Below are 16,479 nucleotides of genomic sequence, written 5' to 3' on the forward strand. Positions count from 1 at the left end.
ATAGAAATGCAACCCGAAACCATAATGTCAATAACCGGAAACAAACACTACCTAAAAAATTTCAATGCGGCATTTTGTATTTAAAATGGTATTACCTTGTGGCACCCACCAGTTTTTGTTTACGGTATTCGCTGGGCGTTTGCCCGGTAAATTTTTTAAATGCCGTATTAAACGACGATTTTGAGTTAAATCCGCAATCCATGGCAATTCCCAGCAGTGAATATGAATCTGACGCCGGATCATCCAGTCGCGATTTTATTTCTTCAATACGGTACCGGTTAATAAAATCGAAGAACGATTCACCATAAAGCCGGCTGATTAACTCGGATAACTGATAAGGCTGAACGTTTATTTTTTTACTTAATTCAGCTAAAGATAATTCATTTTCAATGAAAACTTTTTCTTCCCCGATTGCGTTCTCCAACCGAATTCTGAAATTGTCCAGTTGTTCATCACTCAACACAAAAACACTGCGCCCTTTTATTTTGGCATCAGAACTGTAATTCTCATGGCTTACTGAAGTAGTGTCTGCAATTTCCGATGGCTGAATATTTTGTGTTTTCCAGGTGGAATAAGCAAGGGCATAAATGATTATTCCTACAAAAAACCCGATAATGTTATTTGAAACAGAAAAGCTGTAGGACAATTTATACCCCAATGCAAAGGAAACCATTGCAATTATCATTACACCCAGAAAAAAATATAGTATTCTTTTTGCCTGTGAAAGTGAGATTTTTTCAATATCTGAGAAATTGTCCTTTATCCTTTTTTGGTGTGTTTTAACTAATACGAGGCTGATGATTACATAAACAGAAATGTAAACAACTCTTCCCATTTGCATTAACAAAGCTTCCATGGGAACCCTGCTATTCAGAAAAATGTATTCAGCAAATTGAATTTTTTCTTCCCCGCTCTTTAAATACAAGGGGATAAACGATATAATATATACAACAAAAGGAAGTGCATGAAGCAAATAAAATTTTGGCAACCTGTTTTTTGTGAGTACAAAAATATAGATGTACAGTAGCGGTCCGTAAAGTAAAAACAAGGGATCCAGCACATTAATAAAATGCGGAAAAATTTTGTAATAGCCAGTCATTCCGTAAATCCCGCCTAAAAGGCTAACAGAAAGAACAAAAGTCAGCAATCCCAAAACCAAAGAACGCGTATCCCTTGGCTTACCGTGGGCAATTAGCCAGGTCAGGAAAATGCCCTGTAAAGCCGCAGCAAAATTTAACAGTATAAGAATTTGCATTCGATATATCGTTTGATGCAGATATATCAATTGTAAACATGAGTGCGAAAAAAAAGTTTATTTCTTATACAAATCTTGCATTGGCAGGCTGTCTTTTACGCTTCAGCTTTTCTGCTTGTTAATATGACTATCGTTACAATATAAATCAGTACAATGGCAAAGGGAATAGCAACAAACCGGTTTTCAGGAAACAAATACCATACAACAAGCACAACAACAGTTCTCACAACCGAATGAAATATCCCGACCCAATGCCGGATCATCCACGAAAAAGGCAACCACATTAACCCGGTTAAAATCCCGATGGTCAAGGGCAGTGAGGAATAGTCGATAATAAAAAAAGGAATGGCAATGGCATAAACCAAAACCGCCTGTCCAACGGTGAAAAAGAAAAGCCGGTCAAATTCATTTTTCGGTTTGCTTTTATCCAGAAAATCCTCGCCGGTAAACTTTGAAATAAACAATGCCATGTAAACAATACTGCCTGTCGCAATAAATAAAACCCAAACGGTTATAGCCACCGGCATTGTGATTCCGGAGAAGCCAACGAGCAGCCAGGCAATTAACCCTGCAATTGGTGTGGCCAGAAATTTTCTACTTGCGAACTCTTTTCTTTGTTCTTCTAATGTTCTTGTAATTTGTTCCATTATTTTGATTTCTTGTATTTAATCAGCCAATATCATACTTGCTATTTGTAAATTAATTTGATTAGGGAGGATTGACCAATTTAAAGCACCATTTGTTAGGAGAATAACAGTAACATTTTGGCTATTTTGCTCATTCCAATAGTGCCTGAAAGATGAAATTCCAGCTCCTCCATGACCAACTATTCTATAATTATCGGGCAACTTATAGGCTTCCCAACCCAGTCCGAAACCGCCATCTTCACCATTATTAAGTTTTACCGGAGTCCAGATATTCTCAAGTTGTTCTGTGGTTAAGATTTGTTCGTTCTGAATGGCCTGAAACCATTTTATCAAATCGTTAATGGTAATATTTAAGCCTGCACCTGCATACATTGGCGGAGAATAGTTTAACGGAAACATTTCCAGTTCATCATTGACCTTCTGATAACATGTTACCCTGTTGGGAACAATTTTTTTAAACCCTCCGTATTGGGCAGAATGCAATCCAAGTTTATCAAAAAAATGTTCCTGCATATAGGATTCAAAATTCTGATCTGCTAATTTTTCAATAATAATACGAACAAGTAAAAATCCGGTAGCATTGTATTTTGATTCTGTTCCGGGTTCTGAACTAAATGGTTTATCCCTCAAGGCATTAATAACTGCTTTTTCACTTTCCGGTGCCAGATAAATCTGGTAATCTATTTGGTCGGGGATTCCGGAAGTGTGAGACAGCAGCTGTTTCAAGGTTAATTTTCTCCATGATTCAGGTAAATCTTTTCTATCCGGAAGAAATTCTTCCACGGTTTCATTTACACTTCGATTATGTGTTTTTAATAACTGATGAAGGGCAACAGAACTAAACAGTTTTGAAATAGAAGCCACCGGAAATGAATGTTCTATAGTCATTGGTACCTGAAGTTGAACATTGGCTAATCCAAAAGCTTGTTGATGTACAACTTTATTGTCAATTAGTATCGCATAGTTTAAACCAACTATTTCTAAACTATTCATCATCTTTTTCAGGTAATCATCTGCCTGACTAAAAATTGCCGGATTGACCTGGTATGAATTTTCCTGACATTGCGATTTTGAAATAAGGCTGATTGTGAACAATATGATTAATAAAAAGTTCTTCATCCTATTGATGTTTTAGAGTCTGATTTTGAACATTTTATAATTCTGAAAAATTTTGGCTGTCAGATTTCCACATCCATTCCGACTTTCCAAAGTCACCCGAATCGTCAACTACTGTCATTTTTGTTTCATTTATAATTTCAATGGTAATTGTTCCGTTCAACCGGTCTTTTCCAACAGGAATATCGGACCAGTTTAAAATGATTTTATTACCTGTTATTTTACCATATCCGACGTGGCACCAGTTTTCGCCTAAATCGTTTTCTTCCGATTTACTGTTCATTCCCAACCAGAAAACCTGGTCGCCAACAACGTTAATCCAAAAAGGATTTTTCCCTGCTGAGGTCCAGAACCCTGATTTAAGTGCTATTTCAAAAAAATTATTCATTTCTTTTTTTACTTCAGGAATTAATTCCATCACTATTTTCCTATCCGGCTATCTATTTCCTGTTTCATCGGCAACAAGCACCTGCCAAACTTCTTTTATATTACATATTTTAAACTTCATTTTTAATTATTGAGTTCATTTAACCTCTTCGATGAATCTTCACACCAACGGCAGTTTTCTTCAGACTTCAATGCCAGTGCCTTTTGAAAACTCACAATTGCATTATCCTTTTGTTTGTATGTAAAATATGCTTCACCGGGCGAATCCCATAAATTTCCGTCATCCGGGAATAGCTGAACATTCAGCTTTAACAATTCCAACCCCTGGTCTGGTTCATTTTCTTTTTGTAAATACTAAATTATAACCTTTATCGTCAAAAGGTTGCAGTTCCTCGATGAACATTTTTTCCAATTCCTTTACTTCTTTCCGGTAATTCGGGTTCTTTTCATCATCCTCCTGTTTTATCTCACCAAGTATCTCGAATATAAAATTGTCTTCGCCGAAATTGTTCCAGTCACGTTGCAATTCGATATTGGGATAATTGCCAAATCTTAATTCCGTTCTTATCCTGTTCCAGATTGCATTCAGATCGGTGCTGCTACCAATAAAAATCTTTTGATTAACCATATTCCTTATCTGAAAAACACCAATCTTAAATTTCATCTCCTTGTAAATGTTCTTTAATTCTTTCCTTGTCCTCATACTTATCTCGCATTATTATTCGGTTCTGTTTCTTTAGTATTTATGTTTTCTTTGAGGCAAAAGTAAGGGCAGAAAAGGACATATACGTTCTGAATTATAATTTCGAACCCAAAAGTCTTATTCTTTCGTTTTTGAAAGTATTTTTAATTATATACTCATAACAGAATTCTGTACTTTGTGTTTGATCTCTTCAAAAAGCCGTTCCATTGGTTTTCTGACTTTGGGCAAATTCTGGCTTCTGTCCGATATGTCCCTGTACCCAACGGTGGCAATAACAACGGCATTTAAGCCTTTTTTATCCAGCCCGAGTATTTCATTGTACTTTTCCGGTTCAAACCCTTCCATCGGGCAGGCATCTATTTTTAGTTCGGCACAGGCCATTAACAAGGTACTCAATGCCAGGTAAGGTTGTCTTTCCAACCAGCTGGTTTGTTCTGCTTCTGATTTTTCATCCAGTTTCGTTTTTATAAAATCGCCGTAACCTTTCAGCTTTTCATAATCGATATTTCTTGTTTCGGAAGTCAGGCGTATAAAAGCATCAATCTCATCCGGATTTACTCTTTTTTGGTTACAAAAAACAAACAAATGAGAAGCATCTGTAATTTGGTTCTGGTTCCATGAAGCCGGCTTTAGTTCTTCTCTTATGGCCAAATCTTCGATAATAAGAACTTTGTAGAGTTGTAATCCATAAGAAGAAACCGATAATTGCACGGCCTGTTTTAGTTTTTCAATATCGGCCTGACTGACTTTTTTTGCAGGGTCGAACTTTTTTGTGGCGTAACGCCATTCCAATTTTTTAATGAGTTCCATATTGTTTAATTATTTATTTGATAATTGTACATCATAAATTGTTTTGAAAATCCCAGCTTTTCATACATCGGCTTTGCCATTTCAGAAGCCTGAAGCACAGCGTATGCAGAGCCATCTTCTACAGACTGGTTGAGCATTTGTTTCATAATTTCTTCCGCATAACCTTTTCTCCTCATCTCAGGAGTAATACCCAATGAATGAACACCAACGACTTCGCTTTTCGGGCTATACAGAATACATGTCCCGACAGGCTGCCCGTTGTGAGAAGCGATAAAATAACCTATATTGTGAAAGCTCACTTCTACAAGAGTGGGACTGATTTGATAATTAAAGGCCTTTTGGAATAACTCCGCCCAAAGAATTGCGCCGGCTTTGTTTTCCACCCGGTGAATGCCGATCCGACTAGCCGACTCAAACGGGCCGTTCAACTTCAACGACATTCCGAATTGTTCAGAAGCCTTTGTAAATCCGGCATCCTCCAACAGCCGCCCTACATTATTCTGCGGAACATCCCAACAGGAAACTTTTAAATGAACAGGCGATGCTGCTATAATTTCTTTTGCCAACTCCAGACTCGTTTTATTTATTTCGTTATGAAACCACAACCGGTTCGGCCATTCCGCACCGTCAATTTTACAATAACTAAAATTCGATTCTGAATAATACGCATGCGCCCGTTCACCAACGGTCTGCCACAGGCGGGTCAGATTTTCAATATTTTCTTTTACTACATTCATTTCTATTTTTTATTGATTAAATAAATTCCGATAATCATTGCCGAAACACCAGCAATTCTTTTTATATCTGCAGGCTCCCTGGGAAGGCCAAACCATGCAAAATGTCCGGCTATCACTGAAAATATCATTTGTCCGAACAAACCAATCGATATCATGGTGGAAATACCTAATTTGGGGATGGTGTAATAATACAGACTTATCCCGAGCACACTGAAAAGTGCTCCCGTAAACCATAAATAAAAGGGTATTTCTTTCACCTGTTGAATAGTAGGCATTTCTTTAGTACTGAAAAATACAATAACAAGGGCAAAAAAGGTACTGAAAATATAAGCAGCGAGTGTTGCCAGTAATGGATTTTTAAGTAGCACACCCAACTGAGCATTTAATCCTCCCTGAATAGATAACAGTATTCCCCCGGTTAATGCAAAAAGCATGATGGTAATATTATGGTTCATGACTTTCAAATTTTACGATTATAATTTGCTCCAAAATTACAGCCCTAAAAACACTTAGGCGACAATTTTAAGGAAGTCGAACGTCTGATTTTGGAAAGTCGGACGAATGAGAAGTTTGTAATGCCTGGACGTTCGGAGAGTGTTTAGTCATTTGAAAAAGCTTGGTCCCTATTAGAAAGACATGTGTTGTTTACAGCTTTGAAAAAAGACTAAGGTTTTAAAATAAACGAATGTGCACCTTTTAAAATTCAATAAAGAAAATGTAGTTTTTCGATATTAAGATAATTTTTACATTTGTTTTAGTTCATTTGAATTGTCTTAACATTATATGATAACAGAAAAAAGGGGAAAAAAAATCAAATTCAACGATGGTTCAGAAATATATCTGGAAGACTTTTTTAATTCCAATTATTTAAGGTTTAATTCGTTTGCATATAACTACTTATCAGATAAGAATGAATCAGAAGATGTCGTTCAGGACGCTTTCATCTCCTTTTGGGAGCAGAAAAAAACATTTTCTAATCTTATTTCGGTAAAGGCTTATTTTTATACTTCAATAAGAAATATGTGCCTTAATCGTATAAAGCATGATTTAGTAAAACAAAAATATTTCCAGGAGAGTCAGCAAAAAATGGAATCAACTGAATTTTTTTTGGAAGGAATTCTTCGAAAGGAAGCCAATGGAATAATTTTCAATGAAATAAATAAGCTTCCCCAAATGGAAAAGAAAGTATTATTGTTGTCATTAAAAGAATATTCCAATGAGCAGATTTCCAATGAGCTGGATATTAAAATTAACACGGTAAAAACACATAAATCAAGAGCCTATCAGGTTTTACGCAAAAGACTGGGTAATATTATCTTTATGATGCTTACTTTAAACAAAAGCTTTTTCAATCGAATTACAAATTAGTTATGTTTTAAAACACTTCTGATGTATGTGGCTTATTGCTAGTGTCTTAGTGGAGTGGTGTGTTTTTTTTATTTTTTTTTGTAGTCCCATTATATTTTGAAGTTGTTTTCAGTAATATGAAATGAAATTATTCAGCACAAGATGAAGAATAATCCGCATGAGTCAATATTACTAGGGCAATTTATTGGTAAATATCTAACAAATACTGAATCTGCTAAAGAGAAGGAAGCTGTTGATAAATGGATGAATGAGCGTTCTGAACACAAGGAATTATTGAATTCTATTAATTCCAACAAGAAACTGATTCAGGAATATGAGTTGATGGATTCTTTCAACGAAAAAATGGCTTTAGAAAGATTCAAAGAGAAACTTCTTCTGAAGTCAAAAATTAAAGCCTTGGTTCGCTGGAGGGTAGCAGCTTCAATATTTGTTCTGGTGGGGGTAATAGGAATTTTATATTTTTTGTCTAATAACTATTCAAAAACAAATGTAAAGTCAAATTTATATACTTCAGTTTTTACTGAAAACGGCCAAAGGTCTGTGGTTGTTTTACCCGATAGTTCAATAGTTTGGTTAAATTCAGGCACGACACTTTCTTATCTTGGTGACTTTTCTAATCAGAACAGAAAAGTTGTTCTCAACGGACAGGCGTTTTTTCAGGTTTCTCACAAAAGAGATCATCCTTTTTTGGTGGAAGCGAATGGTTTTGTTGTAACTGTTATGGGGACCAAATTTGATGTGAGCGCTTATTCTGAAGTAAACGAGATCGCTGTTGTGCTTGAATCGGGTAAGGTTAAACTTACGCATCAAGACTCCGATTCATTCTCCTATACGATGAAACCAGGTGAAAAGGCGATTGCCAGTTTAGCTGATAATCGCGAAATAGAAATAAGTCGTGTTGACGCCGGCGTTTATTCATCATGGAAAGAAGGGAAGCTTATTTTCCGCAATTCGCCAATGAAAGATGTGATAGAAAAACTCAGAAAATGGTACAATGTAAATATAGAGATTACCGATCCTGAGGTATATAATTCTATTTTTTCCGGTACGGTGAAGAATGAAAGTTATGAAGAAATATTCAGGTTAATTGGAATCGCGTGTAAAGTTGATTGTGAGATAGTACACAACTACAATAAAGAAGCTAAACCTCAAATTATTATTTCGAAAAGATAACGAATTGTATAATTTAAAAATTTAAGCTTATGATATAAACCAAAACGATGAACAAAAAGGAGATGCTGGTAACATCTCCCTTAATCTTTAGCCTCGCGGTAACCAACTTAAGAGGCATAGTCAATTTGAATTTCTAATAATCCAAATCAAAACAAATTTATGAAAAAAATTTATTGTGAATTGATTTCCGGAGTATACAATATCCGGAAGTCCAATTTTTTAAGAAAAATGAGGATCGTTGTATTATTGTTCTTGATTAGTATTACCCAAACTTTTGCTTTGGAAAGTTATGCACAAACAAAACGTTTAAGCCTTAATCTACAGGGTGAAACAATCATAAATATTCTTAATAAGATAGAAGACGAATCTGAATTCTATTTTATGTTTGATGCAACGGTTATTGACGTAAATCAGCGAAAAAGTATTAAATGTGAAGATCAACCAATCGTAACAATCCTGAATCAATTGCTTGAAGATACGAAAATAGTATATGAGATTAGCGATCGACAGATTGTGCTTACCAGTAAACAAGAGTCGGCAGTTGGACAACAAAAAACTGTATCAGGGAAAGTTACCGATTCTTCCGGCGCTCCGCTGCCAGGGGTAACAGTTGTAGTTAAAGAAACAACGAATGGTACTGTTACCAATGCCAGCGGTGCATACTCGTTAGCTAACGTTTCTGGTGAAGCAATTCTGCAGTTTTCATTTATTGGGATGCGAACACAGGAGGTAATTGTTGGTCCCAAAACAGAAATTGATGTTGTAATGCAAGAAGAAGCAATTGGAATTGAAGAAGTCGTCGCAATTGGTTATGGTACAACATCCCGACAAAATTTTACAGGTTCGGTAACCACCTTGAAGATTGAAGATTCGCCTGCTGCTTTAAACACAACAACAAACGCCTTAAGTCTTTTACGCGGAACTACATCTGGCGTTAACCTAACCCAAAATGGAGAGGCTGGAGAAGTTCCTGAGATTCTCATCCGGGGACAAAAATCAATTTCAGGTGGTTCATCTCCTCTTTTTATCGTAGACGGCGTAATTTTTAGCGGCGGACTTAACGATATAGATATAAATAACATAGAAACCATTACAGTATTAAAAGATGCAACCTCTTTAGCTGCATACGGTTCAAAGGCAGCCAATGGAGTTGTTATGATAACAACAAAAAAAGGAAAGTCTGGTAAGCCATCTATTGTGTTTGACTCTTCGGTTGCTTTATCTACACCTGACAACAAACCTGAAATGAGAGATCCTCAGGGATATTTAGAGTTAATGAATCGGAGATCGGGGTATGCACCCGATGCAGACCCTGCATGGATGAGCCCTCTGGAAAGAGCGAATTACGAAGCAGGTACAACAACAAACTGGAGGGATTACATTGTTCGTACAGGAATATTACAAAACTACTCGCTTAGTTTTTCGGGAGCAACTGAGTATACAAATTTTTACCTATCCAGCGGTTTTCAGGATCAAAAAGGAAATTATTACGGAGATGATTATTCAAGAAAAACATTTTCAGCCAAAGTTAGTACGAATGTGGCCGACTATATTGAAATAGGCGCAAATGCAAGCACAATCTTAAATAATTATGATGGGGTTAGTCCAAGCTATGGAGCAGCTATTCACCTAACTCCTTTTGGAGAATCTTTGCTGCAAAATGGTAATATGAGAAAGCATGTGGATGGAAAGGATGTTACCGCCGTCAATCCACTATGGAATACTTATAATGGCGTCGATCACGAAATGAACCGGAAAACGAATATTTTAGGTGGTTTTATTAATATTGATATTCCAAAGGTTACCGGATTAAGCTTCAGAGTTAATGGTTCGTATACCTTACGTTCTTCAGATACAAGGCATTTTACACATGAAACAAACTATCCGGAAATGAGCCTTGGAGATGACGGGTATACTACGGAAATTTTTGACATGCACCTAATCGACGCTAACGGTTATATAATTGAGAGCTCAAATACATCGTGGGTGCTAGATAATATTTTAAATTACACAAGAGAAATTAATGATCACTATATCAATGCATCTTTGGTTTACACCCGGAATTCAACTAAAATTGAAAATAAAAGGATTTCCGGTTCAGACTTTACCGGGATAGGAAATACAATTTTAGGAGTTTACGGACTTCCAAATGCTGAAGTCCAGAAAATTGAAAATTTCAATTATTCTCTTCACAATGATATTGGATATTTAGCCCGCATGAACTATTCACTTAAAAATACTTATCACCTGAATATTTCAACCCGTTACGATGGATCCTCTGTTTTTGGGACCGACAAGAAATGGGGATTCTTTCCCGCAGTTGGTGGGGCATGGACAATCTCAAACGAGGGATTTATGAAAAATGTCCATACTATTGATAATTTGAAACTTAAACTTTCGTGGGGATTAAATGGGAATCAGTCTTTAGCTCCGTACGGAACACTTTCAACAGTCGCCATGGGCCGCGGAGGACAGAATATTTATTACTTCGGTGATGTGGTATACGGGCAAAGTCTTTCAGCTTTAGGAAACAGCGAGCTCGGATGGGAATCTACTACTTCGGTTAATTATGGATTTGAAGGCGATATATTGCAGAGACGTTTACATATTGGGTTCGACGGTTATAAATCAATAACAAAAGATCAAATATTTGAACGGGTGATTCCTGTAATGGGGACAGGTTTAACAACTCAGTACGCAACCATGGGAAGAGTAGATAACTGGGGAGCTGAACTTAATATATCAGGTTTAACGGTTAGTAAAGGAGATTTTCAGTGGAATACAGGACTTATATTTTATATTAACCGGAATAAATTGGTAGAACTTTATGGCGATGGACAGGATGATATTGCGAATAGTTTATTCCTTGGTAAGTCTTTAGGGGCAATCTATGGTTATAAATGGGATGGGATTGTTCAGGAAGGAGAAGAGAATTATTTGTCAAATATATCTGCTACTCCCGGAGATGCAAAGTATGCCGACCTGTCTGGCGATGGGCAATTAACTGCGGCAGATCGTACAATTCTGGGCTACTCAAAAGAAAATTTTCATATGAGTATGACCAACACATTTAGATACAAAAATTTTGAAGCTTATATTTTAATTAACGGGATTTTCGGCGGAAAAGGATATGGCATGGCACGAAATAACGATTATTATCTTACGGCTGACGGATATCAATACAATAATACTTTGGATCATACCTACTGGACTGCTGAAAATAAAAGTCCGGAGTTTCCCAGGTGGGATTATATGGACGAAAAATTTATTGCTCTTCAATCTTATGGTTTTGTCAGATTGCAGGACGTAAATGTTTCTTATAATTTTAATAGTGATATGTTAAGTCGATATGGTTTAAGAGGCCTTAAACTTTATGTTACCTGTTCAAATCTCTTTTTCTATTCCCCTCATTGGAAAGGAAGTGATCCCGAGGTTCGGAGCATAAACATTGCCCAGCTTCCAAGGACATTTAATTTTGGTTTGAACGTAAAATTCTAAAATTCGGAAATATGAAAGCAATAAAAATTTTATCTATAGTAGCCTTACTTTTTGTACTAAGTTGCAATGATGACGAATTCCTGAAAGAAAAACCTAAGAGTATTTATACGATATTGAACGCATTTGACAAAAGCAGTCAGGTTGAAGCTCAATTAACCATGTGCTATATCAGGCTTTATGGGTACTACGGACAAAGCACCAACGGCTGGACAACCATTTATGAATTCAAATCTAATGGAACTGATGTACTGGATGTTCCGTACTGGAGGCATGGTGGTACCGGCGGATTTTCCAATTTCAGTACATGGAGTACAACTTCAAGCTTCGTGGAAACTGTTTGGAATGAAATGTACCAGGTAGTTAGTTATGCGAACCTGACACTTTTAGGAACCAATATGGAAAATATATCGTGGGGCAGTGAGGAATACAGGACAAGATTAATCGCTGAAGCCAGGTTTTTCAGGGGATACTCTTACCTTCGACTGGCAGAAATATTCGGAGGAGTACCCATTGTTGAAGAATTTGATGAAGAGCTAAGGTTTGATTATGTTCGGTCTACCCGCGAGCAGACTTATCAATTTGCCATAGATGACTTATTGTACGCCTACGAAAACTTACCGGATTATCCTCAGGAAGACGGCCGGGTGGCAAAAGGAGCTGCCGGACATATATTAGCCGAGGCTTATTTGTCTATGGGGGTTGAAACGGGAGATAACAGTAATTATACAAACGCCATCAATTATGCAAAAGCAACGATTAGCCTCCATCCGTTGATGACCTCCAGGTTCGGAGTTCGTGCAAATCCTAACGATAATTCAAGCAACAGGGGAGTAGCTACATATCTTCCGGATGGGAATGTTTTTGGAGATTTGTTTTACCCCGGGAATTATGATTACAGTATAGGAAATACAGAAGCTGTATGGACATTACAAACTCCTACTTATGAGCAATCAGATGAAACAGGTGGTCAAACTTCCAGGGAACCATTTATTCTTGGTCCTGTGCTAAGAGATATTAGCTGGAAACCTGAATATGTAGAACCGGGTTCCGCAGCCGGTCCCTGGAAAGCAGTATCAGAGGAATATAATACAGCTACTTTTCCGGCTTATATGGGAGGTTTTGGAATCAGTGAGGCAAAAGCAACTCAATATGCTTATTTTGATGTTTGGAAGGATCCTACAGATATACGTTATCAGGAGAACGTCACGGTTCGGACGATGTATAAGTGTACTGATCCTGACCATAGCATGTATGGAAAAGAAGTCCCTTTGTCAATGATTGATCCCAATCCCAATGTATTTTCAAAATATGCTCCTATCTTTTCTAAAATTACACCTCTTGATGAATGGTCGTACAGGAGTACCGACAACCTGCATTTTGGATATAATCATGATAATTATGGTATTCGTTCAGCCGAAACGTATTTACTGTTAGCTGAGGCATACCTTCGTTCAGATCAGACGGGTCTGGCTGCAGAAGCAATTAACAGAGTTCGGGGGCGTGCTCAATGCACAACGATGTACTCTGCTGGCGATATCGATATAAACAGTATTTTGGATGAACGGATTCGCGAATGTTTGTTTGAAGAAGGAAGGTGGTTTACCTTACTTCGTATGGAACCGGAAGTTTGGAAACAGCGTATCTATGATCATTCAATGTTTATTGCAGATTATCCAAATTATTCTTTACCAATTACATGGGAATTGTGGCCAATTCCCCAAAATGTTATTGAATTGAATACAGATGCCGAGTTCCCTCAGAATTCTGGTTGGGAATAAAATAGAATCATAAGGATAGATAGCATGTTGAATTATTAAATAATACATGCTATCCTTTAACGACCCTGTTAAATCTTTCTATCTGTTGAATAGAAGTATCAAGCGGAAATGATTAATGACTCGATAAGAAATCGTTTTTAATTAAAACATTGAAAACATCTGCCTTAACATTCATCGTGAATTTTAACTGATTCATAGTTCAATTCCAGCTCTAACAACATAAAATTCGATATATTTTAAACAAATGCCATATGATAACTCATTTTTGGAAAGCAATAATTGCTACAATAATATTATTAACACAACTAAATGCTAAAGCCGAAATAAAAGTTGTAGATCTTCAGTGCGAATACCTAACCAATCCGATCGGGATTGATGTTCAGGTTCCGCGGTTTTCATGGAAGCTTTTAGAAGCCGATGATGTTAGGGGACAATACCAAACCGGTTATCAGATAATGGTTTCCTCTGAGCCGTCTTTGCTTACAAAAGATAATCCGGATTTATGGAATAGTGGCTGGATAGAATCCGATGGTTCTGTATTAATACCATATGCCGGAGAAAAATTAAAATCAGAGAATATTTGCTACTGGAAAGTTCGTGTAAAAGATAAAAAAGGCATTGTAAGTGATTGGAGTAAACCTGCAAAGTTTACGCTCGGATTGTTGTCCTCATCTGACTGGAAAGGCGAATGGATAAAGCATCCGTCAGCGCCAGTGGAAAAGCATATTTGGTTTCGGAAGAATTTTTCTCTGGATGAGCCTGTTACTTCAGGTTTTATTTATGTGGCATCGGCCGGTTATCACGAGCTTTATATAAATGGTGACAAAGTTGATTCCCAAAGGTTATTGGCTCCCACTTTAACCCGGCTCGATAAACGTATCTTATACGTAACATATGACATTAGCAAGTTTCTGAAAAAAGGCGAAAACACCATTGCTTTTTGGACTGGCCCCGGTTGGGCAAGATATAGTTATTTCAATACTTACCCTGCTATTTTAGCTCAAGTGTCAGTAGACTCAGGCGACGGGCAAAAAGTAATTTTAAGTACCGATACAAGCTGGCGCTGTGGAATAAGTTCAAGTGAAAATACAGGTGGAACAGAGTTCGCTGACAATGGTGGAGAAGCCATAGTTGCGGCACGGCATGTTCAAAACTGGAATAAAACTGATTTTGACGACAGCAATTGGGCACTTGCCGACGAGGCAAATATTACCGCTGAGCTTTCCGCCCAAATGATTGAACCAACGAGTATTATTGATACACTGCATGTAAAGCAAATTACGGGTTCAAATCCCTGTCGTATTGATTTTGGGAAAAACTTTACAGGTTGGGTGAACATTAGAATGTTTAATCTCTCTGCCGGAGACACGGTTTATATCAGAACAAACGACGATTCACTTTCAGTGCAGGATAGTAAGCAGATGAGTTTTTATGTTAGCGATGGAAAACCGGTCGGGGTTTTTGAAAACCGGTTTAATTACATGGCCGGGAGGTTTGTTACAATTGAAGGATTGAAAAAGAAGCCAATTGCATCAGATATTACCGCTTACGCGATCGGAACTGATATAAAAAGAACCGGCTATTTTTCCTGTTCTGATAGTCTTTTCAACAAAATTTATGAAACGGACTTATGGACTTTCAGAGCGAATACAACTGAGGGCTATACTTCAGATTGCCCCCACCGGGAAAGATTGGGATACGGAGAAGAGAATTTTTCAACCATTTGGGGGTGTGGTCTGCCAAACTACAATGCAGGAGCATTATACACAAAAGTTATTCGCGACTGGTGTGATGTTCAGGAAGAAAATGGCTGGATTAACCATACAGCACCACAAATTAACGAGCATTTTGGTGGCCCGATGTGGAGTAGCGCCCCGTTAAACTTATCCTGGGAATTTTATCAAATCTATGGCGATAAGAAAATATTAGACTTGTCTTACACAACAAGTAAAAAATGGCTGGATTTTTTGTCTTTGTATGTAAAAGATGGTTTGTTGACTCCATATAGTGAGCACTGGGGAAAATTCCTGGGCGACTGGTTGGCTCCCAATTTCAGAACAGAAAGAGGTAATTCAAAAGAAGCAATATATTTCAATAATTGTGTGTATGCATATAATCTTCAAACTTTTGTAAAAATAGCTGAAATTTTAGGAAACGATGAGGATGTAAAAAAATACGGAGATCAACTTGATCTATTAAAAAACAATATCCAGGTAAGCTACTTTAAACCGGACTCAAATATATATATGCAAGGACGCCAGGTACAACTAGCTTTCCCTCTGTTAGCTGACATAACTCCTGAAAATCTAAAAAGTGACGTGCTGGCTAATTTTAAAGAAGATATTCATAATGAACATCCTTATCTGGATATGGGGAGTTCGGGCGTGCCTGTGTTATTAAAATTTTTGGTTGAAAATGCAGATATGGATGATGTTCTCTACGATCATCTTTCTAAAACCAGCCAACCATCATACGGATATTTCCTCGCCAATGGCGAAACCACTTGGCCTGAATATTGGAATGGAAAGGTTCCCAGCAGAATCCATACATGTTATACCGGAATTGCGTCTTGGTTTATCAAAGGCCTGGGGGGAATTTCCAGTGATCCTGAAAAGCCCGGTTACAAGAATTTCATAATAAGACCGGCATTCCCTGGGGATCTTGCTTATGCAAACACAAAAATTGAATCGTTATATGGTACCATTAAAAATAACTGGGTACATGATGGTAGCCGCATTGTGATGAATGTGGGAATACCGGTGAATTCCCGGGCAAAGGTTTATGTCCCGGCGAATGAGGCCAGTGATGTTACGGAAAGTGGATTAAAAATTCAGAAAAATTCCGGAGTGGAATTTATGAAAATGGAAGGCGCCTACGCAGTTTTTTTAGTTCCGTCAGGAAAATATAAATTTGAATCTCATATTAATTAGTCGGGCATAAAATAAGATATATTGGCCTTATGATGCGTTTTTTCTTACCGTGTTAGATGGCTAAAAGAATAACAACG

14 protein-coding genes are annotated in these 16,479 nt (G+C 37.3%); 5 read left to right on the plus strand and 9 right to left on the minus strand.

All coding sequences use genetic code 11. From position 1 onward, the window contains the following. Positions 1-91: 91 nt before the first annotated feature. The 9 genes from K5G00_RS21515 to K5G00_RS21555 form a co-directional block, all read right to left on the minus strand. A complete protein-coding gene (locus K5G00_RS21515) occupies positions 92-1,255 on the minus strand; it encodes a helix-turn-helix domain-containing protein (protein WP_238768374.1) in 1,164 nt (387 codons plus the stop codon). Positions 1,256-1,350: 95 nt separating this feature from the next. Next, positions 1,351-1,902: a DUF7010 family protein gene (locus K5G00_RS21520; protein ID WP_238768376.1), complete on the minus strand. Its 552-nt coding sequence runs from the start codon at positions 1,900-1,902 to the stop codon at positions 1,351-1,353. A gap of 18 nt (positions 1,903-1,920) precedes the next feature. Then, a complete protein-coding gene (locus K5G00_RS21525; protein WP_238768378.1) occupies positions 1,921-3,021 on the minus strand; it encodes a serine hydrolase domain-containing protein in 1,101 nt (366 codons plus the stop codon). Between the two features lie 34 nt (positions 3,022-3,055). Next, positions 3,056-3,439 carry a hypothetical protein gene (locus tag K5G00_RS21530; protein ID WP_238768380.1) on the minus strand — a complete coding sequence of 128 codons (384 nt, stop codon included), beginning with the start codon at positions 3,437-3,439 and terminating at the stop codon, positions 3,056-3,058. An 89-nt stretch (positions 3,440-3,528) separates the two neighbouring features. Then, positions 3,529-3,726, minus strand: a complete 198-nt coding sequence (locus K5G00_RS21535; protein WP_238768382.1) for a hypothetical protein — start codon at positions 3,724-3,726, stop codon at positions 3,529-3,531. A 13-nt stretch (positions 3,727-3,739) separates the two neighbouring features. Further along, complete coding sequence (locus K5G00_RS21540; protein ID WP_238768384.1) at positions 3,740-4,108, minus strand: GIY-YIG nuclease family protein; 369 nt, start codon at positions 4,106-4,108, stop codon at positions 3,740-3,742. A gap of 147 nt (positions 4,109-4,255) precedes the next feature. Then, positions 4,256-4,918: an NAD(P)H-dependent oxidoreductase gene (locus K5G00_RS21545; RefSeq protein ID WP_238768386.1), complete on the minus strand. Its 663-nt coding sequence runs from the start codon at positions 4,916-4,918 to the stop codon at positions 4,256-4,258. A gap of 5 nt (positions 4,919-4,923) precedes the next feature. Next, entirely contained in the window at positions 4,924-5,655 is a 732-nt protein-coding gene (locus tag K5G00_RS21550; RefSeq protein WP_238768388.1) for a GNAT family N-acetyltransferase, read from the minus strand. A 2-nt stretch (positions 5,656-5,657) separates the two neighbouring features. Further along, positions 5,658-6,110, minus strand: coding sequence for a DMT family transporter (locus tag K5G00_RS21555; RefSeq protein ID WP_238768389.1), 453 nt, complete (start codon positions 6,108-6,110; stop codon positions 5,658-5,660). Positions 6,111-6,438: 328 nt separating this feature from the next. Here K5G00_RS21555 and K5G00_RS21560 point away from each other — a divergent pair, with 328 nt between their 5' ends. From K5G00_RS21560 to K5G00_RS21580, 5 genes are all read left to right on the plus strand, one after another. Further along, positions 6,439-7,023 (plus strand): sigma-70 family RNA polymerase sigma factor, encoded by a 585-nt coding sequence (locus tag K5G00_RS21560; protein WP_238768391.1) that lies wholly within the window; start codon positions 6,439-6,441, stop codon positions 7,021-7,023. A gap of 141 nt (positions 7,024-7,164) precedes the next feature. Next, on the plus strand, positions 7,165-8,196 hold the full coding sequence (locus K5G00_RS21565; RefSeq protein ID WP_238768393.1) for a FecR family protein: 1,032 nt from the start codon (positions 7,165-7,167) through the stop codon (positions 8,194-8,196). 159 nt (positions 8,197-8,355) lie between these two features. Further along, positions 8,356-11,694: a TonB-dependent receptor gene (locus K5G00_RS21570; protein WP_238768395.1), complete on the plus strand. Its 3,339-nt coding sequence runs from the start codon at positions 8,356-8,358 to the stop codon at positions 11,692-11,694. Between the two features lie 11 nt (positions 11,695-11,705). Next, a complete protein-coding gene (locus tag K5G00_RS21575; protein WP_238768397.1) occupies positions 11,706-13,472 on the plus strand; it encodes a RagB/SusD family nutrient uptake outer membrane protein in 1,767 nt (588 codons plus the stop codon). 251 nt (positions 13,473-13,723) lie between these two features. Beyond that, on the plus strand, positions 13,724-16,402 hold the full coding sequence (locus tag K5G00_RS21580) for a family 78 glycoside hydrolase catalytic domain (RefSeq protein WP_238768399.1): 2,679 nt from the start codon (positions 13,724-13,726) through the stop codon (positions 16,400-16,402). Positions 16,403-16,479 lie beyond the last annotated feature (77 nt).

It is taken from the genome of Maribellus maritimus (assembly GCF_022267315.1).
Taxonomy (GTDB): domain Bacteria; phylum Bacteroidota; class Bacteroidia; order Bacteroidales; family Prolixibacteraceae; genus Draconibacterium; species Draconibacterium maritimum.